Below are 25,333 nucleotides of genomic sequence, written 5' to 3'. Positions count from 1 at the left end.
CGTATTTCGCGGCATGTGCATGGGCGTGATTTCGAATGTCGCGCCTCGGGTACCCGTGGCATCGTGGATTTGATGAACGACGCAAGAGAAGCTGTCGAGCACCATCCCGCGGGGGGCAGTCACGTTCAGGACGGCGTGGTCGAGCACCCCGACTCCGATGACTTCGACAACGCCGCCGCCCTGCCCACCGACCCGACGTGGTTCAAGCACGCCGTGTTCTACGAGGTGTTGGTCCGGGCGTTCTTCGACGCCAACGCCGACGGCTCGGGTGACCTGCGGGGGTTGCTCTCGCGCCTGGACTACCTGCAGTGGCTGGGCATCGACTGCATCTGGCTACCGCCGTTCTACGACTCGCCGCTGCGCGACGGCGGTTACGACATCCGGGATTTCTACAAGGTGCTGCCCGAGTTCGGCACGGTCGAGGATTTCGTCGCGCTGCTCAATGCCGCACACGAGCGGGGCATCCGCGTCATCACCGATTTGGTGATGAATCACACGTCGGAGTCGCACCCCTGGTTTCAGGAGTCGCGGCACGACCCGGACGGCCCGTACGGCGACTTCTACGTCTGGAGCGACACCAGCGAGCGCTACACCGACGCCCGGATCATCTTCGTCGACACCGAGGAGTCCAACTGGACCTTCGATCCGGTGCGCCGCCAGTTCTACTGGCACCGGTTCTTCTCACATCAGCCGGACCTGAACTACGACAACCCGGCCGTGCAGGAAGCCATGATCGACGTGCTTCGCTTCTGGCTGGGCCTGGGCATCGACGGGTTCCGGCTGGACGCCGTGCCCTACCTGTTCGAGCGCGAAGGCACCAACTGCGAGAACCTGCCCGAGACGCACGCCTTCCTAAAGCGCGTCCGCAAGGTGATCGACGACGAATTCCCGGGCCGGGTGCTGCTGGCCGAGGCCAATCAGTGGCCGGCCGACGTCGTCGAGTACTTCGGCGACACCAGCACCGGCGGCGACGAATGCCACATGGCGTTCCACTTCCCGCTGATGCCGCGCATCTTCATGGCGGTTCGCCGGGAATCGCGCATTCCGATCTCGGAGATCCTGGCGCAGACGCCGGAGATCCCCGACATGGCGCAATGGGGGATCTTCCTGCGCAACCACGACGAGCTGACGCTCGAGATGGTCACCGACGAAGAGCGCGACTACATGTACTCCGAGTACGCCAAGGATCCGCGGATGAAGGCGAACGTCGGAATCCGGCGCCGGCTGGCGCCGCTGCTGGACAACGACCGCAACCAGATCGAGCTGTTCACCGCGCTGCTGCTGTCGCTGCCCGGCTCGCCGGTGCTGTACTACGGCGACGAGATCGGCATGGGCGACGTGATCTGGCTGGGGGATCGCGACGGTGTGCGCACCCCGATGCAGTGGACGCCGGACCGTAACGCCGGGTTCTCCAAGGCCAACCCCGGCCGGCTCTACCTGCCCGCCAGCCAGGACTCGGTCTACGGCTACCAGGCGGTCAACGTGGAGGCCCAGCGGGACACCTCCACGTCGCTGCTGAACTTCACCCGCATGATGCTGACCGTGCGGCGCCGCCACGAGGCCTTCGCGATCGGCTCGTTCGAGGAGCTGGGCGGCTCCAACCCGTCGGTGCTGGCGTTCGTGCGCCAGGTGCGCGACGGCGGCGACACGGTGCTGTGCGTCAACAACCTGTCGCGCTTCCCGCAGCCGATCGAACTCAATCTGCAGCACTGGAGCGGTTGCACGCCGGTGGAACTGACCGGCCACGTCGAGTTTCCGCGGATCGGGCACCTGCCCTACCTGCTGACCTTGCCGGGGCACGGGTTCTATTGGTTCCAGCTGACCGCATGTGAGGAGGACTCGCGTGACTGACCCAGCCAAACTGCCGTGGTCGGACTGGCTCCCACAGCAACGGTGGTACGCCGGACGCAACCGGGAGCTGACCTCCGCCGAAGCCGCCGTGATCGTCCCGCTCCGGGACGACCTCGACCTGGTCCTGGTCGACGCGCACTACGCCGACGGTTCGTCCGAGCGCTACCAGGTGATCGTGCGATGGGATGCCGCGCCCGTGTCCGAGTACAGCACCGTGGCCACCATCGGCGCCGCCGGCGACCGCACCGGCTTCGACGCCCTGTACGACACCGATGCGCCGAAATTCCTGCTGTCGTTGATCGACGCGTCGGCCGTGCGCGGTTCGTCGGGTACCGAGGTGCGGTTCGTCAAGGAACCCGACGTGGGGTTGCCGCTGGAGGCCATGCCGCACGTCTCCGACGCCGAGCAGAGCAACACCAGCGTCATCTTCGACCGGGACGCGATCTTCAAGGCGTTTCGCAGGGTCAGCAGCGGCATCAACCCCGACATCGAGCTGAATCGGGTGCTGGGCCGCGCCGGCAACCCGCACGTGGCCCGGCTGCTGGGCACCTACGAGATGCCCGGCTCGGCGGGCACCCCCGACGCGGCGTGGCCGCTGGGCATGGTGACCGAGTTCGCGGCCAACGCCGCCGAGGGCTGGGCGATGGCCACCGCCAGCGTCCGCGATCTGTTCGCAGAGGGTGACCTGTACGCCCACGAAGTCGGCGGTGACTTCGCCGGCGAGTCCTTCCGGCTCGGCGAAGCCGTGGCGTCGGTGCACGCCACCCTGGCCGAATCGCTCGGAACGGCGCAGTCGGCCTTCCCCGCCGACACCGTGCTGACGCGGCTGTCGTCGACGGTGGCGAAGGTTCCCGAGCTGCAGGAGTACGCGACGACCATCGAGGAGCGGTTCGCCAAACTCGCGGGCGAGGCGATCACCGTCCAGCGGGTGCACGGCGACCTGCACCTCGGTCAGGTGCTGCGCACCCCCGAGAGCTGGCTGCTGATCGACTTCGAGGGCGAACCGGGGCAGCCGCTCGACGAGCGCCGGGCGCCGGATTCGCCGCTGCGCGACGTGGCCGGTGTGCTGCGGTCCTTCGAGTACGCCGCGTACGGGCAGTTGGTGGATCAGGCGACCGACAAGCAACTGGCCGCCCGGGCCCGGGAGTGGATCGAGCGCAACCGGACCGCGTTCTGCGAGGGCTACGCCGCCGCCTCCGGGACGGACCCGCGGGATTCGGCAGAGTTGCTGGCCGCCTACGAACTCGATAAGGCGGTGTATGAAGCCGGTTACGAGGCGCGCCACCGGCCCGGCTGGCTGCCGATTCCGCTGCGATCCATCGCCCGGCTCACCGGCTTATAGGCGCAGCATAGGAGTTTCCTATGCGTCCCCTGCGGGGTCGGCGAGCCTCTGACAGCATGTCAGCGTGGCAAGCGAAATTTTCAATAGCGAGGCGCGACTGTCGTGGGTGCTGGCGGGGCTGGCCGGTGTGGTGGGCGCGATCTCGTTCACCCACTCCGCGGGCTACTTCGTGGTTTTCATCACCGGCAACGCTCAACGGGCCGTGCTCGGTTATTTCACCGGTGATGGGTGGCTGGCCGTAAGCGCCGGGCTCCTCATCGCGGTGTTCGTCGCCGGCGTGGTCGTTGCGTCGCTGTGCCGGCGCTTTTTCTGGGTAGACCATCCGCACGGCCCGACGGTGCTGACCACCTTCAGTTTGGCGGCCGCCACCGTGGTCGACGTGCTCGATGAGGGGTGGGAGGAGAATCTCGTCGACTTCTTGCCGATGATGCTGCTGGCGTTTGGTACCGGGGCGTTGAACACCTCTTTTGTCAAGGATGGCGAGGTTTCGGTGCCGTTGAGCTATGTGACCGGCACGACCGTCAAGATGGGCCAGGGCATCGAGCGCCACATCGCTGGTGGTGGAAATGTGTCGGACTGGCTCGGTTACTTTCTGCTGTTCGCCAGCTTCGTGGTGGGCGCGACCGTCGGCGGCTTCATCAGCGTTGTCGTCAACGGGACCTGGATGCTGGTGATGGCCACGTCCCTATGCGCGGTGACGACCGGGTACACGTACTTCCACCAGGACCGGCGCGCCCTGTTGATGGAACGGTCCGAGAAAAAGCATCGGCAGTAGCGCTGACCGGTGCGCTACTGCCGATGCTGCTCGGGGGTCAGGCGGCCGGCTGCGCCGGTTGCGCCGGTGGTGCCGGTTGTGCCGTGGTGTTGCTGGCCAGCAGCACCTGCTGAATGTCGGGCTTCATCGCGACCAATTGCTGGTTCCAGTACGGCCACGAGTGCGTCCCGTTGGCCGGGAAGTTGAACGTCCCGTTGCGCCCGCCGGCGGCCGCGTAGCTGTTCTGGAACTGCTGGTTGGTGCGCAGGGTGAGGCCTTCCAGGAACTTGGCCGGCATGTTGTCGCCGCCCAGGTCGCTGGGTGTCCCGTTGCCGCAGTACACCCAGATCCGCGTGTTGTTGGCGACCAGCCGCGGAATCTGCAGCATCGGGTCGTTGCGCTTCCACGCCGGGTCGGTCGACGGTCCCCACATGCTGTTGGCGTTGTAGCCACCCGAGTCGTTCATCGCCAGCCCGATCAGCGTCGGCCACCAGCCCTCGGACGGGTTGAGGAAGCCCGAAAGCGAAGCGGCGTAAGGGAATTGCTGCGGGTAGTACGCGGCCAGGATCAGGGCGGAGCCGCCGGACATCGACAGGCCCACCGCGGCGTTGCCGGTCGGTGAGATCTGCTTGTTGGCCTGCAGCCACAGCGGCATCTCCTGGGTCAGGAACGTCTCCCACTTGTAGGTGTAGTTCTGCCCGTTACCCGACGACGGCTGGTACCAGTTGCTGTAGAAGCTGGACTGGCCGCCGACCGGCATAACCACCGACAGGCCGGACTGGTAGAACTCCTCGAAGGCGGGGGTGTTGATGTCCCAGCCGTTGTAGTCGTCCTGGGCCCGTAGCCCGTCGAGCAGGTACACCGCGTGCGGTCCGCCGCCTTCGAACTGGACCTTGATGTTGCGGCCCATCGACGGTGACGGTACGTCCAGGTATTCCACCGGCAGACCCGGCTTCGAGAACGCGCCCGCGGTGGCCGATACGCCGGCGGCGGTGACGAGGCCGGACATCAGGGCAGCCCCCATAGCCGCGACCGCCAGTTGGCGCGGCATGGTTGCCGCGGCGCCACGCAACTTTCCGAAGAACTTCATAGCTCTCTACCCATCCCAACTTTCATCTGCCGCGTGCCGCGGTCGAATCCGTTCGCTGGGCAGTCAAACACGGGGAGAGGGCGCAAATCGCTTGTCAGGGCCGCAGCTTCACATCGCGGTTGGCTAACGATTGGGCGTCGGCCGGAAATCGTTGCCGATCGGTCACGATCGGCTATCGAGGCGATAACTAGGCGACGAGGCGGCGCAATAGCGTTGAGGCCGAGGCGATTCCGAGCACGGCCGCGACCACCAGCACGACGACGTCCACCGGGTTGAACGGCGTGCCGATGAGTAGACCCCGCAGGGCGTCGACCTCGTAGCTGAGCGGGTTGACCCTGCTCAGCACGTGCAGCCAGGTCGGCATCACGTCAACCGGGTACAGCGCGTTGGAGGCGAAGAACAACGGCATCGTGATCGCCTGCCCGATTCCCATCAGGCGATCCCGGTTTCGCACCAGACCGGCCAGCGTCATCGACAGGCAGGCAAAGAATGCGGCGCCGAGCATGACCACCGCCATCGCCGCCACGATCCGCAGTGGGTTGACCGTCAGACCGACGTTCATCAGGTAGGCCAACGCCATCACGCCGACCACCTGGGCGACCGAGCGCACGCCGGCCGCGAACGCCTTGCCGGTGATCAGTGCCGACGCGGGCGCCGGCGTCACCATCAGCTTGGCCAGCACCCCGGCGTCGCGGTCCCAAATGATCTGGATGCCATAGAAAATGGAGATGAACAGCGCCGACTGGGCGATGATCCCCGGCGCCAGGAAGGCCAGGTAGGACACCGATCCGGTGTGGATGACGTGCAGGTGGCTGAACGTGGTCCCGAAGATCAGCAGCCACAGCGCCGGTTGCACCATCCGGGTGACCAGTTCGGTCCGGTCGTGCTGCAGCTTCTGCATTTCGACGATGGCGAACGCACCGATCCGGCTGAACAGGGCGCCGACCCGCTGCCACCCGTGGGGTGCGCGCACCAGCGGTGTGGGCATCGCGTTATCAACCGACACGACGCGCAACCTTTCTCGCCGAACGGATTTCGCCGAACGAACCCGCCGAGTCCGACGACGCCTGCTCGTCCGCCAAGCCGGACGCCGCGTAGTGGCGGAAGACGTCCTCGAGGGTCGCGCGCGGCGACACCGTCGACTTCAACTTGGCCGGTGTGCCGACCGCCCGCAACTCGCCCCGGTGCATCAGCGCCACGCGATCGCACAACGCGTCGGCCTCTTCCATGTAGTGGGTGGTCAACAGCACGGTCATGCCGAACTGCGCCTGCATCTTTTGCACCTGCGTCCAGACGCCGTCACGCGCGATCGGGTCGAGTCCCACGGTGGGTTCGTCCAGGACGAGCAGCGACGGGCGGTTCACCAGCGCCTGCGCCACCTCGAGGCGGCGGACCATGCCGCCGGAGTAGGCGGCGGCCACCCGGTCGGCCACGTCAAGCAGGTCCATGGCCGCCAGCGCCTGCTCGACGCGATCGGACCGCGCGGCCCGCGGCACGCCGTAGAGCCGCGCGAACCACTCGACATTCTGCCGGCCCGTCAGCGCGGGCTCGATCGAGAGTTGTTGCGGGACATAGCCGATGTTGCTGCGGATGTCCGTCGTCTGGTGGCGGGCGTCCAGCCCGAAGACGCGCAGTTCGCCCTGCTGCACCGGTGCCAGCGTGGTGAGCATGCGGACCATCGTCGTTTTCCCGGCTCCGTTCGGGCCGAGCAGGCCCATCGTCTCGCCGGGCCGCACCTGCAACGTCACGTCGTTGACCGCGGTGAAGTGGCCATACCGGTAGCTCAAGTGCCTGGCGTCGATCGCCATCGGCAGTGCTGCGCTCATCATCGTCGCTCCTGCAGTGTTCGGGTCATCGTCTCGATGACCTCCAATCCCCTTGTCAACGACTCGATTTGATCCTCCTCGAGCTCGGCGAGCACCTCCGCCAGCACCGCTCGCCGCGCGGCGCGAGACGCGTCGACGATCTGCTGGGCGGGCTCGGCGAGGTGCAGCCGCCCGACCCGGCGGTCCGTGTCGCCAACGGACCGAAGGAGCAGCCCGCCCGCGACCAACTTGGAGACCAGAGTGGAGGCGGTGTTGGGCGCCAGCCCGAGCTCGGCGGCGGCGGCGTTGACCGAGATCCCGGGCTGCCGGCCCACCAGCCACAACAGCTCGGACTGCGATTCGCTGAGCCGTGACGAGTCGAAGCCGCGGCCGGCCGACCGCCGCAATTGGCGACGGAATCGGCCGACGACGCGGAACACGTCGGTGACCACATCGGTACTCTCCTTCACTTCTCCCATAATACCTCTGTAGCCGAGCTATTTATGTGCGCAAGCTGTGCAGAAGGTATGTACCCGCTACTTCGGAAGGCGATGCAGGATCACGTCGGACAGGGCGCCGTCCTCGGCGCGGGCCGTCATATAGGTGCAGAACGGCTGGCGGCGGCGATCCGTAGGCGAACCCGGATTGAGCATGCGCAACCCGGTCGCGGTGGTGGTGTCCCACGGGATGTGGCTATGCCCGAAAACCAGCACCTGGGTGTCGGGGTACAGCCGCGACATCCGGGCTTCGCGGCCGCTCGAGGCACCGGTCTCGTGCACCACCGTGAAACGCACCCCGGCCAGCGTGACGTCCGCGCGCTCCGGGAGCCGGGCCCGCAGCGCCGGGCCGTCGTTGTTTCCCCAGCAGGCGACGAGCCGGGCCGAACGGCTGTCGAGTTCGTCGAGCAGTTCGGGCACCACCCAGTCGCCCGCGTGCAGGACGACGTCGGCCGCCTCGACCTCCTCCCAGACCCGTGCGGGCAGGTCGCGAGCGCGGTTCGGGACGTGGGTGTCGGATATCAGCAGCAGCCGCACAGTCCCATCTTGCGCCAGCGGCTCTCAGCTGGTCCTCGACGCCATCGCCTTATCGGGCTCGCTGGTCCGCGCATCGGCCCGCTCTCCCAGCAGAAGGGAACGGACGAGGTTACGCGGACCGAAGGGCCGGAGCATGGAACTGGCCGGGCGCGGGCGCACGCGGATCGGCCACCAGAACCACCGCCCCAGCAGCGCCGCGATCGACGGCGTCATCAGCGAGCGCACGACCAACGTGTCGAACAGCAGGCCGAGGCCAATCGTGCTGCCCGCCTGGCCGATTGAGCGTAGGTCGCTGGCGACCATCGACATCATCGTGAAGGCGAACACCAGGCCGGCCGAGGTGACGACGCCACCGGTCTCGCCCATCGAGCGAATGATGCCGGTTCTCAGTCCGGCGCCGATCTCCTCCTGGAATCGCGACACCAGCAACAGGTTGTAGTCGGATCCCACCGCGAGCAGGATGATCAGTCCGAATACCGGTGCGATCCAGTTCAATTCGAGTCCTAAGAGGTGTTGCCACACCAATACCGAGAGCCCGAAGGCGGCGCCCAGTGACAGCAGGACGGTGCCGACGATCACCACCGATGCGACCAGCGCACGGGTGATGATCAGCATGACGACGAAGATCAGGGTGAGCGCCGCCAGCCCCACGATCAGCAGGTCGTAATGCGAGCCCGACTGGATATCCCGATAGATGGCTGCCGTCCCGGCCAGGTAGAACTTGGCACCGGTGAGGTTCGTCCCCTTCACTGCATGGTGCGCGGCGGCCAGCTCCGGCAGCACCGCCGAAATGCCCGCGGGTGTCGCCGGATCCGCGTCGTGGGTGATGATGAAGCGCGCGGCCTTCCCGTCCGGCGACAGGAAGAGTTTCAGGCCGCGCTGAAAGTCCGGATTCTGGAACGCTTCCGGCGGCAGGTAGAAGTAGTCGCCACTCCGGGAGGCGTCGAACGCCTGACCCATCGCGCTCGCCGTGTCGGTCATCTGCGACATCTGCGTGACCAGGCTGGAGAAGCTGCTGTGCATGGTGAGCAGCGTCCCCTGCATCGATTGGGCGACGGCGATGATCGGTGGGAACTGGGCGAGCAGCTGCGGCAATATGGCGTCGACATTGCTCACGTCGTTGATCAGCGTCCTCATGTTCTCGCTGAACTTGTCCACGCCGTCGATAGCCTCGAACACCGACCTCGAGGCCCAGCACACGGGGATGTTGAAGCAGTGCTGTTCCCAGTACAGATAACTGCGGAACGGCCGCGCGAAATCGTCGAAGTCGGCCAGGTGGTCGCGCATCTCGTCGAGGGTGGCCTGCATTTCGTGCATGTCGCCGACCATGCGATGAGTGGCGCCGCTCATCTGCCCGACCAGGCCCTGGATCCGCTGCATCGACGAGATCATGGCGCCGAGGTCGTCGCTCATCTTGAGCATGTCGTCGGTGCGGTCCTTCATGAACTGGATGTTCTGCCGGATCGGAATCGATTGTGCGCTGATCTGGAACGGTATTGACGTGTGCTCGATCGGGCCACCCAGCGGCCGGGTGATGCTTTGCACCATCGCGATGCCAGGGGAGGCGAAGACCTCTTTGGCGAGCCGGTCCAGGATGATCATGTCGCCGCTGTTCCGCATGTCGTGGTCGCTCTCGATCATGAGGATGTCGGGATTCATTGTGGCGGCGCTGAAGTGGCGCTCGGCGGCGGCGTATCCGACGTTCGACGGCAGTCCGCTCGGTATGTAATAGCGGTCGTTGTAGCTGACCTTCATGCTCGGCATGATCAGGATGCCGACGATGGCGATGACCAGCGAGGCCGCGAAAACCGGGCCTGGCCAGCGCACCGTGGCGGTGCCGATGCGGCGCCACCCGCGCGTCTTGATCATCCGTCTCGGGTCGAGCAGGCCGAACCGACTGGCCACCGCCACAACGGCCGGCGCGGCGGTCATCGCTCCAGCGACGACGACGAGCAGACCCAAGGCCGAAGGTATGCCCAGCGCCTTGAAGTAGGACAGCCGCGCCAAGTGCAGGCAGAAGGTGGCTCCCGCAATCGTCAAGCCCGAGCCCAGGATGATGTGCGACGTCCCGCGAAACATCGTGTAATAGGCGGTCTCTCGATCCTGACCGGCCTGACGCGCCTCCTGATACCGGCCGATGAGGAAGATCGCGTAGTCGGTTCCGGCCGCGATCGCCAACGACGACAACATAGCGACGACGAACGTGGAGAACCCCAACAGGCCGGTGTTCCCCAGTAGCGCGACAAGCCCCCTCGCCGTGCCCATCTCGAAGCCGACCATCACCAGCACCAGCAGCACTGTGCTGATCGAGCGATAGGCGATGAACAGCATGATCATGATGACCACACCCGTGACGCCCATCATCTTGAACATGCTCTTGTCGGCGGCCTCGTTCATGTCGGTGGTCAGCGGAGCGGGGCCGGTGACATAGACCTTGAGCCCGTGCGGGGGATCCGACTTTTCGACGATCTGCCGCACCGCGTCGACGGACTGGTTCCCCAGTGTGCTGCCCTGGTTGCCCGCCAGGTTGAGCTGTACGTAAGCGGCTTTGCCGTCACGGCTTTGGACGCCCGCGGCGGTGAGCGGGTCACCCCAGACGTTCTGCACGTGTTGGACGTGCTTGGGGTCCGCCTGCAGCTTGCGCACCAAGCCGTCGTAATAGTGGCGCGCCTCGTCACCGAGTTGCTTGTCGCTCTCCAGGACGATCATCGCGATGCTGTCGGAATCCGACTCGTGGAAGGTGGCACCGATGCGCTTGGCGGCGACCATTGCCGGCGCGTCCTGCGGCGACATCGTCACCGCGTGGTTGCGCGCGACCGACTCGATCGGTGGCACAAGCACATTGAGGGCCACGGTCAGCAGCAGCCACGCCAGCAGGATCGGCACGGCGAACCTGCGGACGAATCGCATGAACCTCGGCCGGGCGTCGGTTTCGGTGTTCATCCGGCTTTGACCAAACAGGAGGTTTGCGCGTGCCGCCCGGCTGAGGACCGCTCGTCCTTGACCTCACCGTTGACGGTGATGCGGCACCCGATGTCGTCGCTGTTGCCTTGCGCCACCAGGCTGGCGATGACGGCCGGCACGGTCGTCGTTACCGTGAGGGTCCATGGCAGGTTGGTGAAGTCCGCCTGTTCCGGCTGCGCGTTCTTGTCCAGGTAGCTCACGCTTCCCGTTGTGCCGCTGGGCCCGTACACCTCGTAGGTCACCCGTTTGATGTGCGTGGGCTCGAGCGGTTCGGCGCTGGTGCCCGTGGCGGTGAAGATTGCGTCGGAGCCGAACACCCCGCGGAGCCGGTCGACGGCGACGACGCCGAGGGCGACCGCCGCCACGACGACGAACGGCACCCAAGCCCGTCGGAGAAACGTGGACACTGACGTTTCCTTTCGCTCAGTCTCTTCGCTACGGATTACGCGCGCCTCGCCGCACCCGATAGGGCCATTCGGCCTGCACCTTGGGGCCGCCAGGCACCCTCGGCAAGTCATGCGCGACCCGATACCCGCGGGACACGCGCCCACTCACAAGCTAGTTATACCATACCCCTGGGGGTATCTTCGGGAAACCAGCGTATACCCAGTGGGGTATGGTATGAAGGAGTCATGGCAATTGAAGTTAGCGGCGGTGCGTCGCCCAAATCCCACGATGCGGCTGACATGGACGCCGTGCTCGCCCGGCTGCGTCGCGCGCAAGGTCAGCTCGGCGGGGTCATCGCGATGATCGAACAGGGGCGCAGCTGCAAAGACGTCGTGACCCAGCTGGCCGCCGTGTCGCGGGCGCTGGACCGCGCCGGATTCAAGATCATCGCCTCGGGCCTGCGTGATTGCATCGCCCGGCCGGAAGGTACTCCCACCGACGGGGCGGCCGTGTCGATGGACGAGCTGGAAAAACTGTTCCTGAGCCTGGCCTGACGGGCTTGACGAAAGGCGAAAAGCTATGAACCCCGGTGGTCGAGCCGGATCCGAGGTCACGTTGTGGTTGGACCCGGTGTGCCCGTTCTCCTGGAATACCGCGCGCTGGCTGCGCGCGGTCGCCGAGAAGACCGGCGCGGTGGTCGATTGGCAGCTGATGAGCCTCGCGGTGCTCAACGAGGGACGCGAACTCCCACCCCCTCAGCAGGCCCGCATGCGCGACTCCCAGAAAATCGGCCGGCTGATGGCCGCCATCGCGCGGGAACGGGGCGTAGCCGGGTGGACCGCCGCATATTTCGCGTTCGGTGAGCGGTACTTCGATCGCTCCGAACCCATCGACGACGGTCTCATCGGCCACCTGCTTGCCGCGGCGGGCGCCCGCCACACCACCGCCGCGGTCATCGCCGACGAGTCGTTGGACGAACTCGTGCGGCGCGGACACCGGGCGGGACAAGACGCGCTCGGCGAAACCGGGGGCAGCCCGATCATCCGGATTGACGGGCATGCGTTCTTCGGCCCGGTCCTGACCGCCCTACCCGAACCGAACGAGGCGATCGCGATGTTCGACGCGATCGCCACGTTGGCCGCGGTGCCGCAATTCAGTCAGCTGCAACGGCCACGCGCCGCGGCCTAACCCATCGAGTCCGAGGAGGAAAAATGACATCAGGATTGACCACCACATTGCACACGTCGTTCGACGACGCGGTGAAGCGGACGACGGACGCTCTGGCCGCACAGGGTTTCGGCGTGCTCACCACCATCGACGTCCAGGCCACCCTCAAGCAGAAGCTCGGGGAGGACATGGAGAACTACCTCATCCTGGGCGCCTGCAACCCGAACTTGGCGCATCGCGCCCTGGGCATTCACCGCCAGATCGGCCAGCTACTTCCGTGCAACGTGGTGGTGCGCACCGACCCCGACAGCGCGGACGGTGCGGTTCTCGTCGAGGCGATGGATCCACAGCTGATGGTCAAGGTGACCGGCGAGCAGGGGGCCCTGCAGGAGGTCGCGGATCAGGCCACCGCCAAACTGCAAGCCGCGATAGGCGCGCTCGGGTAATCGACCGGTAGGGCCGCGTGGCGCGTCAGCCTCGCTGGCTCCTCGCTTCGGCGCCCGTTTCGCCCGCGTCGAAGCTGTCGTCGGAACCGGCGGCCCCCACGTAAGAGCCGTCGTCTTCGCCCGCGGCGGCACGCGACCGCGACTCGTGCGTTTCGGGTTCGACGTCGTCCTCGGCCTTGTGGCCCTTATGGTCTGGCATGTTGTCCTTCCGTGCAGCTTGCGGCGTTCGGGTAGGCATTCCCCCGTCGCCCGCGGTGAAACACGCGATATGGTTACCACCCGGAGTCAAGGAGGACCCTCAATGCGCACCTTCGAATCAGTAGCCGACCTCGCGGCCGCCGCCGGCGAACCCATCGGGCACAGCGACTGGGTGACCATCACCCAGGAGGACGTCAACCTGTTCGCCGACGCGACCGGCGACCACCAGTGGATCCACGTCGACCCCGAGCGCGCGGCCGCCGGTCCGTTCGGCGGGACGATCGCCCACGGTTTCATGACCCTGGCGCTGCTGCCGCGGCTGCAGCACCAGATCTACACCGTCAACGGCATCAAGTTGGCAATCAACTACGGCCTCAACAAGGTTCGCTTTCCCGCGCCGGTGCCGGTCGGCTCCCGGGTGCGCGCGCAGACGTCGCTGGTGAGCCTCGACGACGTCGGAAACGGCGCCGTGCAGGCGACCATGGCGACGACGGTGGAGATCGAGGGCTCGGCCAAGCCCGCGTGTGTGGCCGAAAGCATCGTCCGCTACATCACCTGACCGATTCGCGGATCGCGCGGCGGCGGGAGCGGATTTAGAAGTCGGCGATCGCGTGCTCGAGCCGCTCGGCCAGCCGGGCCTGCGCCTCCGCGCGTCGGGTGGGAATGTGCGCCGACGGGAATGGCGTTGTCACGGGCTGGTATTCACGCAAAGTCCGCCGCGCGACCGTCATCTTGTGCAGCTCGGTGGCGCCGTCGGCGATGCCCAGTGATTCGGCGGCCACCATCATCTTGACGAAGGGCATCTCGTCGGAGACGCCGAGCGCGCCGTGCAGGTGCATGGCTCGCTGCACGACGTCGTGCAGGACTTGGGGCATGGCCACCTTTACAGCCGCGATGTCGCGGCGCACCTTCTGGTAGTCGTGGTGCTTGTCGATCAGCCACGCGGTGCGTAACACCAAGAGCCGGAACTGCTCGATCTGAATCCAGCTGTCGGCGATCTTCTCCTGGGTCATCTGGAAATCCGACAGCCGCCCGTGCCGCGTCTTGCGCGACACCGCACGCTCACACATCATGTCAAAAGCGCTGCGCGCCAACGCGATCGTACGCATCGCGTGGTGGATGCGGCCGCCGCCGAGGCGGGTTTGCGCGATCATGAACGCCTGCCCCTCACCACCGAGCACGTGGTCGGCCGGCACGCGGACATCGGTGTAGCGGACGTAGCCGTGGCTGGCCCGCGCCGAGGACTCGGCGCCCACGCCGACGTTGCGCACGATCTCGATGCCCGGTGTCTCGGCCGGCACGATGAACAGCGACATCTTGTCGTAGGTGCGGGCTTCGGCGTTGGTGACGGCCATGACGATGAAGAACGACGCATGCTTGGCGTTGGTGGAGAACCACTTCTCGCCGTTGAGCACCCAGTAGTCGCCGTCGCGGGTCGCGGCGGTGACGAATTGTCCGGGGTCGGAACCACCTTGGGGTTCGGTCATCGAATAGCAGGAGGTGATTTCGCCGTCGAGCAGAGGCTGCAGGTAGCGGGCCTTCTGTTCGTCGGTGCCGAACATCGCCAGGATCTCGGCGTTGCCCGAATCCGGCGCCTGGCAGCCGAACACCGACGGCGCCCAGCGGGAGCGGCCGAGGATCTCGTTGAGCAGCGCGAGCTTGACCTGACCGAAGCCCTGCCCGCCGAGCTCCGGCCGTAGGTGCGCCGCCCACAGCCCCTGGTCCTTCACCTGCTGCTGCAACGGCCGCAATATCGACATCATCTCGGCGTTCTTCTTGTCATACGGGTCGAGAGCCACCAGGTCGAGCGGTTCGAGCTCGTCGACCATGAACTTCTCGACCCAGTCGAGCTTGGCCTGATATTCCGGGTCCGTTTCGAAATCCCACACTTCTGACCACCCGTTCCCCGGCGCGGCGTCGCGCCGGACTCGTCGATGAAGCCACCCCATCGTAGATGGGGGCGCTGCGGGATCAGTCCCCGCGGCGGGTATCGACGACGCGCTGCGCGATGTCGACGAGCTTGGTCTGACTCTCCTGGGACAGGCGGCGCAGCAGGTCGAACGCGCGCAGTTCGTCCACGCCGTAGCGCTCCATGATGATGCCTTTGGCCTGGCCGATCCGGTCCCGCGTCGACAGGGCCGACTGCATCTGCTGGCCGTGGCGGCTCGCCATGATCGCCGAGGCGGCGTGCGCGGCGAACACCGAGCCGATGGTCTCGGCCTCGGTGTCCCACACGTTCGGCCGGAAGCTGAACAGGTTCAGCGCACCCGCCGTCCGATCGGCCGTGTACAGCTTGAACGAAAGGCTGCTCAGCACACCGTGTTCCACGGCGGCCGGTGCGTATCGGGGCCAGCGCGGTTCCTCGCGCAGGTCGTCGGTCCGCACGATCGTTTGCTTGAGGGCCGCGTCGTGACAGGGGCCCTCACCGAAATCGTGCTGCAGCTTGTCCAGCTGCGCTGCCAGGCCGTCGGTGTCGGCGACCGATTCGAAATCACCGCCCCCCTTCACCAGCAACACCCCCGCGATGTCCGCCGCCGGTATCAGCTCCACCGCGGCGGTGGTCACGTCGATGAGGACGTCACCCAGAGAGCGTGGCGCGGCAATGTCGCGGGCCAGCTCGGCCATCCGCATGGCCAGCTCGTGCTTCGAGGTTGGGTCTAGAGACTCCATGGGCGCGATTGTGCACGATGTGGCTTCACCGCGTAACCCGGGTCACCGTCGGCGCCGACCCGGGCGGCTCGATACCTCCAGCTAACCGGTTTGTTGCGGACGTCCGTTTGTTCGTATAGCTCGCGGGTACCCGCCGTCGACCAGAACCTTCTCGTACCCCCATGGAGGCCCCAGTGTTCGTTCATAACAAAGATCTTCAATTCGAGGTCCGCGTCGACCGGCCCGACCCGCGGTTCGCGACGCTGCTGATGGACCAGTTCGGCGGCGCCAACGGGGAACTCACGGCCGCGTTGCAGTACTTCACCCAGGCCTTCGTGCTGCGCCAGAAGAACCCGAAAATGTACGACCTGTTCATGGACATCGCCACCGAGGAGCTCAGCCACCTCGAGATGGTCGGCTCGATGATCACGATGCTGCTCGACGGGCTCAACGACAACCTCAAGATCGCCCACCAGAAATGCGACTGGATGCCGGCCGTGGCCAGCGGCGACGGGCGCGACAGCATCATCCACTCGGTGTCGGTCAACCCGCTGTTCCTGGTGCTCAGCGGCGGCGGGCCGGACGTCAAGGACTCGGGGGGAAATAACTGGACCGGCGCCTTCATCGACGCCAACGGCGACCCGACCGTTGACCTGCGCAACAACATCGCGGCGGAGTCCCGCGCCAAGATCGTCTACGAGTACCTCAAGCAGTACACCGACGATCCCGGCGTGCAGGACACCCTGACCTTCCTGATGACGCGAGAAGTGACGCACTTCCAGCAGTTCACCGCGGCACTCAACGAGCTTCCGGTGAACTTCCCGCCGGGGCAGCTGCCGGGCGACCCGCGTTTCCAGAACGTCGCGTTCAACATGTCCAATGGTGGCGGCGAATCGATCCGTGGGCCGTGGAATCAGGGTCAGGGCCCGTGGCCGAAGGGCATGGAGTGGGAATACGTCGAAAAGCCCGAACAGCAATGGTTGGGCGGCAGCACGCGCCAGAACCAGGGTGCGCAGCAGAATCCGCAGGGGTCACCCGCCATCACCGCCGAGAAGCCGTTCACGCACGAACAGCACACGCCCACAAGCTAATTAAAGACACGGAGACCGGGCGCTGAGGATTCAGCGCCCGGTCTTCGAACTGACTATTTGACCTGCGGGTCCGGCGGGTTGTCGTCGGCGCGACCGGTAAACGCGTCGCGCACGTGGTCGACGACCGCCGCCGCCATGCCCATCGTCTTGAGCACGGCCGGATGGGGCGGGGTGTCCGGGTGGGGCCGCGTCGGAGCGATTTTCTTTGCCTGCTCAAGCTTTTCGCCGATCTTCTCCAGCTCTTCCCGGTCGATCGCCAGCTCGACCTGCGGCCACACCACATCCTGCTCGTAGGCGATGTGTTCGCGGCCCGCCTTGATGAACTCCTGCAGCGCTTCGTGATAGTCCGGTTCGCCCGGCTTGCCGTCCTCGAGCCGCTGCAACAGCTTCTTGCCGGCCTGCTCCTGCTCGATGGCCTTGTCGACGATCCCGTCGCCGATCGCCTTGCGCACCGCCGGCCAAAAGAATTGCTCCTCAATGGCTTCGTGCTGCGACTCGGCGATGACGAGATTGTTCACTACGGTTTCCAAACCGCTCGCCTCGGCACCCGAGCCCGACGGCGCGCCGTCGAGCGACTCGAACAGACCCAGCACGCTTTTATGGTCCTGGCGAAGAAAAGTGATTGCGTCCATGCGTTGCCTTCCAGTCGGGCTTGTCACTCGAGGTGGCCTGCGGATACCCGGGGCCGAGGTGATGAAACGGGGCACTGCGCGTGGAGTTTCACGCCGTCTGATGCGGGGTAGCTCTACGCGATGGCGGCCGACGGGACGACGAAGTCTGTCGTGGTGGCGTTCGCCGCCAACGCCGGAATCGCGGCGGCGAAGTTCGTCGGTTTTGTGGTGACCGGAAGTTCGGCCATGCTCGCCGAGTCGGTGCATTCGCTGGCCGACACCATCAACGAAGTGCTGTTGCTGGTCGGCAAGCACGCTGCCCTCAGGCGGCCAGATGCGTTGCACCAGTTCGGGTATGGTCGAAGCCGCTATTTCTATTCGTTCATCGTGGCGCTGCTGGTGTTCGTGCTCGGCGCGGTGGCGGCGGGGTACGAGGGGTTTCGCAAGCTTTCCCATCCCGAGCCACTGAGCACACCGGGCGTCGCCGTCGCGATCCTCGTCGTCGCCGCGATCCTGGAGGGGTTCAGCCTGCGCACCGTGCTGCGGGAGTCCAGACGGTTGAAGGGGCCCGACAGCTGGTGGCAGTTCGTTCGCAACTCGCGCGTCCCGGAGCCGCCGGTGGTGTTGTTGGAGGACAGCGCCGCGCTGCTGGGTCTGGGCCTGGCGTTTGCCGGCGTGACGCTGACGGTGGTCACCGGAAACCCGTTGTGGGACGCGGTCAGCACGCTCGGCATCGGTGCGCTGCTGGCCGTGATCGCGGTGGTGCTGATCGTCGAGACGCACAGCCTGTTGATCGGCGAGGGCGCAACGACCAACCAGTGCAAGATGATTCGAACCGCCCTGCAGCGGGCCGAACACGTCGAGTCGGTGGTTGACCTGCGCACCCAATACCTGGCCCCAGACCAGATGGTGGTGGCCGCCAAGATCGTGTTCGGGCCCGAGAAGGAGTTCGCGACGGCCGCCGGCGTGATCAGGAATGCCGAGGCGCGCATCCGCCAGACGGTGCCGGCGGTGCGCGTGGTCTACATCCAGCCCGAGCTCGATTCCACGTCGGGCTAGCGCAACTTGGGCAGGACGTTGGCGCCGTAGAACTCGATGGCCGTCAGCGGATTGCCTTGGGGAAAATGCAGAAACGGCACCGCGCCTGCGTCGAGGACCGCTTGCGTCGCCTTGATGTGCGGCGCGGGGTCGGTGCCGACTGTCCAGTTGGCCAGCACCTTGTCGATGTGGTTGACCTGCGCGGCGCGCTGGATTTCGACCGGGTTGGGCTGGTCGACCGCGCCGGCGGTGAAGCGCCAGAGGCCGGCGGCGGCGCTGGCTTCGGCGTCGTCGCCGACTACCGCGAACAGCTCGGCGCGCTTGCCCAAGCCGCCCACGTCGCGGCCGGCGGCCCGTGCGCCGGCGCCGAAGGCGGCCAGCAGCGTCGGGTTCGTGACATCCCGAACCTGACCTATCCAGCCGTCGCCGTACTGTCCGGCAATCGTTGCGCTCTTGGGTCCGCTGGCGGCCACGAAGATCGGCGGCGGCGTCGGCGGCACGTCGTAGAGCTTCAACGCGTTGGTCTGAAAATAGCGTCCCGCGAACGACGTTCGCGCTCCGCTCCACAACTGCCGAATCAGGCCGATCGCCTCGACGAGACGGTCGTGGCGCTCGGTGTACTTGCCGAACGCGTTGGTCGCCGCCTGTTCGTTGAGCCGTTCGCCGGTGCCGACCCCCAGGAACACCCGTCCGGGATACAGGATCGCCAGCGAGGCAAAGGCTTGCGCCACCGTGGCCGGGTGGTATCGGTAGGTCGGACACGTCACCCCCGTGCCGAAGGAGATGCGGCTGGTGGAGTTGCCGGCCAGCGCCAGGGTCAGCCACGGGAACATCGAGTGGCCCTCGTTGTCCTGCCATGGCTGCAGGTGGTCGCTGGCCCAGACATGTTGGAATCCGGCATGTTCGGCCGCCTGGGCGTGTGCTACCAGCTGGTCGGTGCGGAACTGCTCGTGCGAGAGCACCACACCTACCGCCTTGGCGGCGGGCGGCGGGGGGACGCGGGCGTGGAGTGGTCGGCGCCGGGCCGCCCACAGCCCGCCGCAAGTCCCGCGGTGCCGACCATGCCCGCCCCGGCGGCCATTCGCCCGAACGCGCGACGCGTAACGCCGGTCACCGGACTAACGTACCCGCAGGTGCAGCGATCACACCCGTGCTAGGACGGTCGCTCACCGGCTAGCCTGACTCGGGTGAGCCCCCAGACACGCCCGGCGCGCAAGGCCGATGTTCGCGAACTTTCGCGCACGCTGGGCCGGGCCTTCTTCGACGACCCGGTGACGACCTGGCTGCTGCCCGATCCCAAGGCTCGCACCGCACACCTGCACCGATTGTTTGCGACGATGACCCGCCACCACCACCTGGGCTGCGGCGGCGTCGAGGTGGCCTCCAACGGCCGGGGCATCGGCGGCGCTGCGCTGTGGGATCCGCCGAATCAGTGGCGCGAGACGCGCCGGGGCGAACTGGCGATGATCCCGACGTTCCTGCGCGTGTTCGGCCTGCGCACGGCGCGCGCACGCGGGCTGCAGGACCTGATGAAGCGCACGCATCCCGAAGAGCCGCACTGGTATCTCGCCGTGATCGGCAGCGATCCGTCCGTCCGCGGGCAGGGCTTCGGCCAGGCGCTGATGCGGTCGCGGCTGGACCGCTGCGACGCCGAATACTGTCCCGCCTATCTCGAGTCGAGCAAGCCCGAAAACGTCCCGTATTACGAACGTTTCGGTTTCACGGTGACCCGCGAGATAGTCGTGCCCGACGGCGGCCCGACCATGTGGGCGATGTGGCGGTGGCCGCGGTAGCGTTTAGCCCCCCAAGCCGGCGGGCAACCGTTCCCGCATGAGCGAAAACGCGGACTTTCCCGAGGAGGGCGGGCCGGGCGACACCCTGAACGCGAGCGAAGGCACCGATTCGGACGAGCTTTACAACGACGACGGTGACATCGTCGTGGACCCGCCTGAGGACTGGAGCGAAGCGAACCGGTTCGGCATGACCGCTCGGGAAGAGCGTGAGGGCGAATCCCTGGATGCCCGGCTGGCGGAGGAGGAGCCCGAGATCTCCGTAGACGACGCGGCCATCGCGCCGCCCGACGGTCGCCCTGGCCGCGCGCACCGGGGCCAAATCGACGGGGTCCCCGAAGACGGGGAGTCGCTGTATGAGGTGGTCGACGAGAACGGGGCGCCGGACTTCACCCAGACGACGGAGTGAGGGAGCCAGTGTTCGACTGTTCACTGCACGAGTGGGCGGCGCGCGTCGCTAGGGGCTGCTCTTCCAGCCGGCGATGCCGATCGCGATCATCCGCAACTGCTTGACCGCGATCCGCCGGATGTCTTCCAGCGCCTCGGTGCTCTGCGCATCCTCGATGGCCTCGGCGATGACGATCATCGCGTTGACGAACAGGGTCGCCAGCACGTTGAGGTCCTCGGTGCTCCATTCGTGCAGCCGCGGAAAGCGCGCGAGGTCGGTGGCCAACTCGGAGGTGATCAGCCGGATCTCGGTGCGGATTGCGTAGCGCAGCACGCTCAGGCCGCTGTTGCGCTCGCGCGCGATGAAACGCCAATGCTCCCGCCGCTGTGCGACGCTCGCGACCAGGATTTCCACGGACGACTCGATCACCCGGTTCGGATCCAGCTTGCCGGCCCGCGCGTCGCGCAGGGTGTCGCGCAAGCTTCGGAACGATTCGTCGATCAAAACCAGGCCCAGGGCCTCCATCGACTCGAAGTGGCGGTAGAAGGCCGCCGGGACGATGCCGACCTCCCGCGTCACCTCGCGCAGGCTCAGGCTGGAAAAGCTGCGATCCTGCAGCAACTTGAGCGCCGCGGCGATGATGGCGCGCCGGGTCGCCTCCTTGCGCTCCTCGCGAGACCGGCTTTCGCGTGAGCGTTCGCGACCAGAACCGCGCACCCGTGAGCTAGGAGTACGGCTGTTCACTATGTGAACCCTACCACAGACCAGCAGTAAAGCCTTGACTGACCGGGTGGTGCGGCCCCACGGTATACATATGTTCACTCAAACGACTTCTGGTCGGGCCCTCGCTCGGAGTCTTCGGAAGCGAGTCTTGGGTTCAGACCTCCTCGACCTCCTCACCGGCCCGCACGGCGTCGACCGGTACACCGAGCTGGTGGCGCCGACCTGGACGCTGGACGAGGCCCGCGCCAAGGTGATCGACGTGCGGCGCACCACCGCCCGCAGCGTCACCCTCACGCTCGCCCCGAACGACAGCTTCGCGTCCGCTTGGACCGTCAAGGCCGGCCAATACGTCAACCTGGCCGTGGAAATCGACGGCCGGCGGCACACCCGCTGCTACTCGCCGGCCAACGCCGAAGGTGCCGCCAACCTCGAGCTGACCATCGGTCGGCACGACGGCGGGCTGGTGTCCAACTACCTCTATGAGCGCGCCCACCGCGGCATGGTGGTCGGCCTGGCGGGTGTAGGCGGCGACTTCGTGCTGCCGGCGCGGGGATCCCAGAGACCTCGGCGGATCCTGTTCGTCTCCGGCGGAAGCGGCATCACCCCGGTGCTGGCGATGCTGCGCACCCTGATCGCTGAGAATCACCCGGGCGAGATCGCGTTCATCCACTACGCCCGCACCCCTGCCGAGGCGTGCTATCGCGACGAGCTGGCGAGCATGCCCGGCGTTCGCGTGCTGCACGGCTACACCCGGGCCGACGGCGGCGACCTCACCGGTCGATTCGGTGCGGCGCATCTGCAAGCGGCGATGCCGGCGCCCGATGCGGTGTTCGTCTGCGGTCCAACGCCTTTGGTCGAGGCCGTGCGAAACCAGTGCGACAACGTCTACACCGAAAGCTTCGTGCCGCCGTCGTTCGAGGCGCCGGCCAACCCGTCGGGCGGACGGATCACCTTCTCCGACAGCGGGGTCGACGTCGTCGACGACGGACGCCCCCTACTGGAACAGGCCGAATCGGCCGGCCTGTCACCCGAAAACGGCTGCCGGATGGGCATCTGCCACACCTGCACCCGGCGTAAGACCACCGGCACGGTGCGCAACCTGATCACCGGCGCGGTCTCGACCGCTCCGGATGAGGATGTGCAGATCTGTGTGTCCGTCCCGGTCGGTGATGTCGGTCTATCGCTGTGACCAATTTGGAGGAAAAGCCATGACACAGAACAAGATCACCCTGACCCCCGAGCAGGCCGACGAATTCGGCCGCGAGCTGGACGCCATCCGGGAACGCGTGATGGCCAGCCTGGGCGCCGAGGACGCCGACTACATTCGCCGCGTCATCAAGGCCCAGCGCGCGCTGGAAGTCGGCGGGCGTGCGTTGCTGTTCCTGCCGCCCGCCTGGCTGCTGGGCACCACGATGCTGGGCCTGTCGAAGATCCTGGACAACATGGAGATAGGCCACAACATCATGCACGGCCAGTACGACTGGATGCGTGACCCGACGATCTCCGGGCGGTCCTTCGAGTGGGACACCGCGTGCCCGGCGGACCAATGGCGCCATTCGCACAACTACATGCATCACACCCACACCAACATCGTGGGGATGGACCGCGACATCGGCTACGGCATCCTGCGAATGAGCGAGGACCAGCGTTGGCAGCCCTACTTCCTAGGCAACCCGCTCTACGCCTTCCTGCTGATGGTGCTGTTCCAGTACGGCGTCGCGCTGCACGAGCTGGAAACCGAGCGCATCCGTGCCGGTGAGATCGAGCTCGCCGACAAGCGCGACGTGCTGCGGCAGATCTGGAAGAAGACCCGCCGGCAGACGCTCAAGGACTACGTGGCCTTCCCGTTGCTGGCCGGGCCGTTCGCGCCGTTCGTCTTCGCGGGCAACCTGTCCGCCAACCTGATGCGCAACGTGTGGTCGTACATGATCATCTTCTGTGGCCACTTCCCGGACGGCACCCAGGAATTCACGGTCGAGGAGACCCAGGATGAGTCCCGCGGCATGTGGTACTTCCGCCAGGTCCTCGGTTCGGCAAACCTGACCGGCGGCAAGCTGTTTCACTTGCTCTCCGGCAACCTGTCCCACCAGATCGAGCACCACCTGTTCCCGGACATGCCGGCGCGCCGCTACGCCGAGATCGCGCCCGAGGTGCAGGAGATCTGCGAGCGCTACGGCATCCCCTACAACAAGGGACCGCTGCTGCGGCAGTTCGGCACCGTCGTCCGCAAGATCGTTCGGTTGACCTTCCCGGACTCGATCCGGCGGAAAGAACCCACCGGCCGGCCGGCCGACTCAGTGCCCACCGCGGCCTGAGGCGTCGCCCACGTCCCCCGCGCGCCGGGCATTGCGCGCGGGGGACAATGGGCTGCGTGGAGTGGACCGGCGCGCGCTACGCGGACAAACCGACGGTGGAGGCATCGACGTGGATCGATGCCGATCCGTCCCGGGTGTGGGGCCTGGTTTCCGACATCAAGCTGATGCCGACGCTCAGCAACGAGTTGCAAGCCGTGGAGTGGGCCGAGGGCGCCGACGCCCCGCGGGTGGGCGCCCGGTTCGTCGGGCACAACGAGCACGACGCTTTCGGGCGGTGGAGCACCACGTCGCAGATCGTCGCGTGCGACGAGCCACGCGAATTCGCCTGGGCCGTCGGTCAACCCGACAATCCCGCCGCGATGTGGCGGTTCCGGCTGACGCCCCGCGATGGCGGCACCGCGCTGAGCTACTGGATGCAGATGGGCCCGGGGCGCTCGGGGTTGTCGGTGGCCATCGAATCGATGCCCGACAAGGAGCAGAAGATCGTCTTCGTGCGGATGCGCGAATTCGAGGCCGCGATCGGCAAGACGCTCGCGGCGATCAAGAGACTGGCCGAGCACGGGGTGCGCTGATGCGCACCGCGACGACGGTCGAGCTGTCCAGCGCCGCCCGGGAAACCGCGGACTTCGTCGTCGAGGCGGAGAAGCTGGGCCTCGACGTGTGCTGGGTCGCCGAGGCCTGGGGTTCGGACGCGCCGTCCGCGCTGGGCTATCTCGCGGCGCGCACCGAGCGGATCCTGCTGGGCTCGGGGGTGCTGCAGGTCGGCGTGCGCTCGCCCGTCATGGTGGCCCAGACCGCCATCACGCTGTCAAACTTGTCCGGCGGCCGGTTCCTGCTCGGGCTGGGCGCGTCGGGTCCGCAGGTGATCGAGGGCCTGCACGGCGTCTCGTTCAGCCGGCCGCTGGCGCGCATCGCCGAAACCGTCGACATCGTGCGGCAGGCGTGCACCGGGGGCAAAATCTCGTACGCGGGCAAGCAGTTTCAGATTCCGCTGCCCGACGGCGAAGGGGTGCCGATGCGGTTGTCGACCCGGCCCGAGCACCCCATCGGAATCTACCTGGCCGCGCTGTCACCGGCGATGCTGCGGTTGACCGGTCGGATCGCCGACGGCTGGCTGGGCACCAGCTTCGTTCCGGAGGGCGCCGGCGAGGCGTACTTCTCGCACCTCGACGAGGGCCTGACCGCCGCCGGCCGCACGCGCGCCGACGTCGACATCTGCCAGGGCGCCGAAGTCGCCTTCGCGTCCGACGACCACGAGCTGCGCGACATGGTCGCCGCGCGCAAGAAGGAGCTCGCCTTCAGCCTCGGCGGGATGGGCTCGTCGAGCACGAACTACTACAACCAGGCCTACAGCAGGCAGGGTTGGGCCGACGTCGCCGCCGAGGTGCGCGAGCGCTGGCAGCGGGGCGACCGCGACGGGGCGGCGGCGTTGGTCACCGACGACATGGTCCTGGCCACGACGTTGATCGGCACCGAGGAGATGGTCCGCGCCCGGTTGGTGGTGTGGCGGGAGGCCGGCGTGAACACCGTGCGGCTGTATCCGGCCGGCGACACGCTGGAGGCCAAGCTTTCGACGCTCGGGCGGGCCATCGAGTTGGTCGCCGAGGTCTAGGTGTACTCGGTCGTGACGTTGGTAGCAGGCGTGTCGGCTTGATGTGAGGAGAACCCCCGGGTGGGGTGTGGCTTGTCG

At 66.7% G+C, this 25,333-nt stretch carries 27 protein-coding genes and 1 pseudogene; 15 read left to right on the top strand and 13 right to left on the bottom strand.

What is annotated here, in order from left to right; all coding sequences use genetic code 11:
• The first annotated feature begins 72 nt into the window (after positions 1-72).
• The 3 genes from treS (at position 73) to A5730_RS13015 (ending at position 3,968) form a co-directional block, all read left to right on the top strand.
• A complete protein-coding gene (gene treS / locus A5730_RS13025) occupies positions 73-1,851 on the top strand; it encodes a maltose alpha-D-glucosyltransferase (RefSeq protein WP_067901088.1) in 1,779 nt (592 codons plus the stop codon).
• On the top strand, positions 1,844-3,193 hold the full coding sequence (locus A5730_RS13020) for a maltokinase (RefSeq protein ID WP_067900697.1): 1,350 nt from the start codon (positions 1,844-1,846) through the stop codon (positions 3,191-3,193). The genes treS and A5730_RS13020 overlap by 8 nt, the downstream gene beginning before the upstream one ends.
• A 64-nt stretch (positions 3,194-3,257) precedes the next feature.
• Entirely contained in the window at positions 3,258-3,968 is a 711-nt protein-coding gene (locus A5730_RS13015) for a YoaK family protein (protein WP_067900695.1), read from the top strand.
• Between the two features lie 37 nt (positions 3,969-4,005).
• On the opposite strand, the gene ag85C is transcribed toward A5730_RS13015, so the two are convergent.
• From ag85C to A5730_RS12980, 7 genes are all read right to left on the bottom strand, one after another.
• Complete coding sequence (gene ag85C, locus A5730_RS13010) at positions 4,006-5,037, bottom strand: diacylglycerol acyltransferase/mycolyltransferase Ag85C (protein WP_067900692.1); 1,032 nt, start codon at positions 5,035-5,037, stop codon at positions 4,006-4,008.
• A 187-nt stretch (positions 5,038-5,224) separates the two neighbouring features.
• On the bottom strand, positions 5,225-6,043 hold the full coding sequence (locus A5730_RS13005) for an ABC transporter permease (RefSeq protein WP_067900689.1): 819 nt from the start codon (positions 6,041-6,043) through the stop codon (positions 5,225-5,227).
• Positions 6,033-6,863 carry an ATP-binding cassette domain-containing protein gene (locus A5730_RS13000; protein ID WP_067900688.1) on the bottom strand — a complete coding sequence of 277 codons (831 nt, stop codon included), beginning with the start codon at positions 6,861-6,863 and terminating at the stop codon, positions 6,033-6,035. Before A5730_RS13000 ends, A5730_RS13005 begins: the two co-directional genes overlap by 11 nt.
• Positions 6,863-7,321 carry a MarR family winged helix-turn-helix transcriptional regulator gene (locus A5730_RS12995; RefSeq protein WP_067900685.1) on the bottom strand — a complete coding sequence of 153 codons (459 nt, stop codon included), beginning with the start codon at positions 7,319-7,321 and terminating at the stop codon, positions 6,863-6,865. Before A5730_RS12995 ends, A5730_RS13000 begins: the two co-directional genes overlap by 1 nt.
• 57 nt (positions 7,322-7,378) lie before the next feature.
• Positions 7,379-7,876 carry a metallophosphoesterase gene (locus A5730_RS12990; RefSeq protein WP_067900682.1) on the bottom strand — a complete coding sequence of 166 codons (498 nt, stop codon included), beginning with the start codon at positions 7,874-7,876 and terminating at the stop codon, positions 7,379-7,381.
• Between the two features lie 24 nt (positions 7,877-7,900).
• Complete coding sequence (locus A5730_RS12985) at positions 7,901-10,819, bottom strand: RND family transporter (protein ID WP_067900678.1); 2,919 nt, start codon at positions 10,817-10,819, stop codon at positions 7,901-7,903.
• Positions 10,816-11,247 carry an MmpS family transport accessory protein gene (locus tag A5730_RS12980; RefSeq protein WP_067900676.1) on the bottom strand — a complete coding sequence of 144 codons (432 nt, stop codon included), beginning with the start codon at positions 11,245-11,247 and terminating at the stop codon, positions 10,816-10,818. The genes A5730_RS12985 and A5730_RS12980 overlap by 4 nt, the downstream gene beginning before the upstream one ends.
• Before the next feature lie 225 nt (positions 11,248-11,472).
• Between A5730_RS12980 and A5730_RS12975 the strand changes: the two genes are divergently transcribed.
• Genes A5730_RS12975 through A5730_RS12965 form a run of 3 tightly spaced genes read left to right on the top strand, consistent with a single transcriptional unit; the run spans position 11,473 to position 12,840 of the window.
• Positions 11,473-11,781, top strand: coding sequence for a metal-sensitive transcriptional regulator (locus A5730_RS12975; protein ID WP_067900675.1), 309 nt, complete (start codon positions 11,473-11,475; stop codon positions 11,779-11,781).
• Positions 11,782-11,806: 25 nt separating this feature from the next.
• Positions 11,807-12,415 (top strand): hypothetical protein, encoded by a 609-nt coding sequence (locus A5730_RS12970; protein WP_067900672.1) that lies wholly within the window; start codon positions 11,807-11,809, stop codon positions 12,413-12,415.
• 23 nt (positions 12,416-12,438) lie between these two features.
• On the top strand, positions 12,439-12,840 hold the full coding sequence (locus A5730_RS12965) for a DUF302 domain-containing protein (protein ID WP_067900668.1): 402 nt from the start codon (positions 12,439-12,441) through the stop codon (positions 12,838-12,840).
• A gap of 25 nt (positions 12,841-12,865) precedes the next feature.
• Here the strand turns inward: A5730_RS12965 and A5730_RS24950 are convergent, their stop codons facing one another.
• Positions 12,866-13,039, bottom strand: coding sequence for a hypothetical protein (locus A5730_RS24950; RefSeq protein WP_197506248.1), 174 nt, complete (start codon positions 13,037-13,039; stop codon positions 12,866-12,868).
• A 102-nt stretch (positions 13,040-13,141) separates the two neighbouring features.
• Between A5730_RS24950 and A5730_RS12960 the strand changes: the two genes are divergently transcribed.
• Positions 13,142-13,597 (top strand): MaoC family dehydratase, encoded by a 456-nt coding sequence (locus A5730_RS12960; RefSeq protein ID WP_067900667.1) that lies wholly within the window; start codon positions 13,142-13,144, stop codon positions 13,595-13,597.
• 34 nt (positions 13,598-13,631) lie between these two features.
• Here the strand turns inward: A5730_RS12960 and A5730_RS12955 are convergent, their stop codons facing one another.
• Both A5730_RS12955 and A5730_RS12950 read right to left on the bottom strand, forming a co-directional pair.
• Positions 13,632-14,927, bottom strand: coding sequence for an acyl-CoA dehydrogenase family protein (locus A5730_RS12955; RefSeq protein WP_067900664.1), 1,296 nt, complete (start codon positions 14,925-14,927; stop codon positions 13,632-13,634).
• 82 nt (positions 14,928-15,009) lie between these two features.
• Positions 15,010-15,708, bottom strand: a complete 699-nt coding sequence (locus A5730_RS12950; protein WP_067900662.1) for a GAF and ANTAR domain-containing protein — start codon at positions 15,706-15,708, stop codon at positions 15,010-15,012.
• 173 nt (positions 15,709-15,881) lie between these two features.
• On the opposite strand from A5730_RS12950, the gene A5730_RS12945 reads away from it, so the two are divergent.
• The gene (locus A5730_RS12945; RefSeq protein ID WP_067900659.1) at positions 15,882-16,778 is read left to right on the top strand and encodes a manganese catalase family protein; all 897 of its coding nucleotides are present in this window, start codon (positions 15,882-15,884) and stop codon (positions 16,776-16,778) included.
• Between the two features lie 53 nt (positions 16,779-16,831).
• Here the strand turns inward: A5730_RS12945 and A5730_RS12940 are convergent, their stop codons facing one another.
• Entirely contained in the window at positions 16,832-17,410 is a 579-nt protein-coding gene (locus tag A5730_RS12940) for a hemerythrin domain-containing protein (RefSeq protein ID WP_067900654.1), read from the bottom strand.
• A gap of 120 nt (positions 17,411-17,530) precedes the next feature.
• Between A5730_RS12940 and A5730_RS12935 the strand changes: the two genes are divergently transcribed.
• Positions 17,531-18,448, top strand: coding sequence for a cation diffusion facilitator family transporter (locus A5730_RS12935; protein WP_067900651.1), 918 nt, complete (start codon positions 17,531-17,533; stop codon positions 18,446-18,448).
• Here the strand turns inward: A5730_RS12935 and A5730_RS12930 are convergent.
• A pseudogene (locus tag A5730_RS12930) lies at positions 18,445-19,541 on the bottom strand (F420-dependent hydroxymycolic acid dehydrogenase). The gene A5730_RS12935 and the pseudogene A5730_RS12930 overlap by 4 nt on opposite strands.
• 73 nt (positions 19,542-19,614) lie before the next feature.
• Here A5730_RS12930 and A5730_RS12925 point away from each other — a divergent pair.
• Positions 19,615-20,220: a GNAT family N-acetyltransferase gene (locus A5730_RS12925; RefSeq protein WP_067900648.1), complete on the top strand. Its 606-nt coding sequence runs from the start codon at positions 19,615-19,617 to the stop codon at positions 20,218-20,220.
• A 37-nt stretch (positions 20,221-20,257) separates the two neighbouring features.
• On the top strand, positions 20,258-20,626 hold the full coding sequence (locus A5730_RS12920; protein ID WP_067900645.1) for a hypothetical protein: 369 nt from the start codon (positions 20,258-20,260) through the stop codon (positions 20,624-20,626).
• Positions 20,627-20,674: 48 nt separating this feature from the next.
• Here A5730_RS12920 and A5730_RS12915 read toward each other — a convergent pair whose 3' ends face one another.
• Positions 20,675-21,322, bottom strand: a complete 648-nt coding sequence (locus A5730_RS12915; RefSeq protein WP_197499824.1) for a TetR family transcriptional regulator — start codon at positions 21,320-21,322, stop codon at positions 20,675-20,677.
• 97 nt (positions 21,323-21,419) lie between these two features.
• On the opposite strand from A5730_RS12915, the gene A5730_RS12910 reads away from it, so the two are divergent.
• Genes A5730_RS12910 through A5730_RS12895 form a run of 4 tightly spaced genes read left to right on the top strand, consistent with a single transcriptional unit; the run spans position 21,420 to position 25,255 of the window.
• Positions 21,420-22,517, top strand: coding sequence for a ferredoxin reductase (locus A5730_RS12910; RefSeq protein ID WP_067900642.1), 1,098 nt, complete (start codon positions 21,420-21,422; stop codon positions 22,515-22,517).
• Positions 22,518-22,536: 19 nt separating this feature from the next.
• Positions 22,537-23,643 carry an acyl-CoA desaturase gene (locus A5730_RS12905; protein ID WP_067900639.1) on the top strand — a complete coding sequence of 369 codons (1,107 nt, stop codon included), beginning with the start codon at positions 22,537-22,539 and terminating at the stop codon, positions 23,641-23,643.
• A 47-nt stretch (positions 23,644-23,690) separates the two neighbouring features.
• Positions 23,691-24,215 (top strand): SRPBCC family protein, encoded by a 525-nt coding sequence (locus A5730_RS12900; RefSeq protein WP_197506247.1) that lies wholly within the window; start codon positions 23,691-23,693, stop codon positions 24,213-24,215.
• Entirely contained in the window at positions 24,215-25,255 is a 1,041-nt protein-coding gene (locus A5730_RS12895; protein WP_067900636.1) for an LLM class flavin-dependent oxidoreductase, read from the top strand. Before A5730_RS12900 ends, A5730_RS12895 begins: the two co-directional genes overlap by 1 nt.
• The last annotated feature ends 78 nt before the right edge of the window (positions 25,256-25,333 follow it).

This window comes from Mycobacterium sp. ACS4054, assembly GCF_001667275.1.
In the GTDB taxonomy this organism is placed as follows: domain Bacteria; phylum Actinomycetota; class Actinomycetes; order Mycobacteriales; family Mycobacteriaceae; genus Mycobacterium.
The sequence above is the reverse complement of the archived record's forward strand: the minus strand, read 5'-3'. Positions and strand labels throughout refer to the sequence as shown.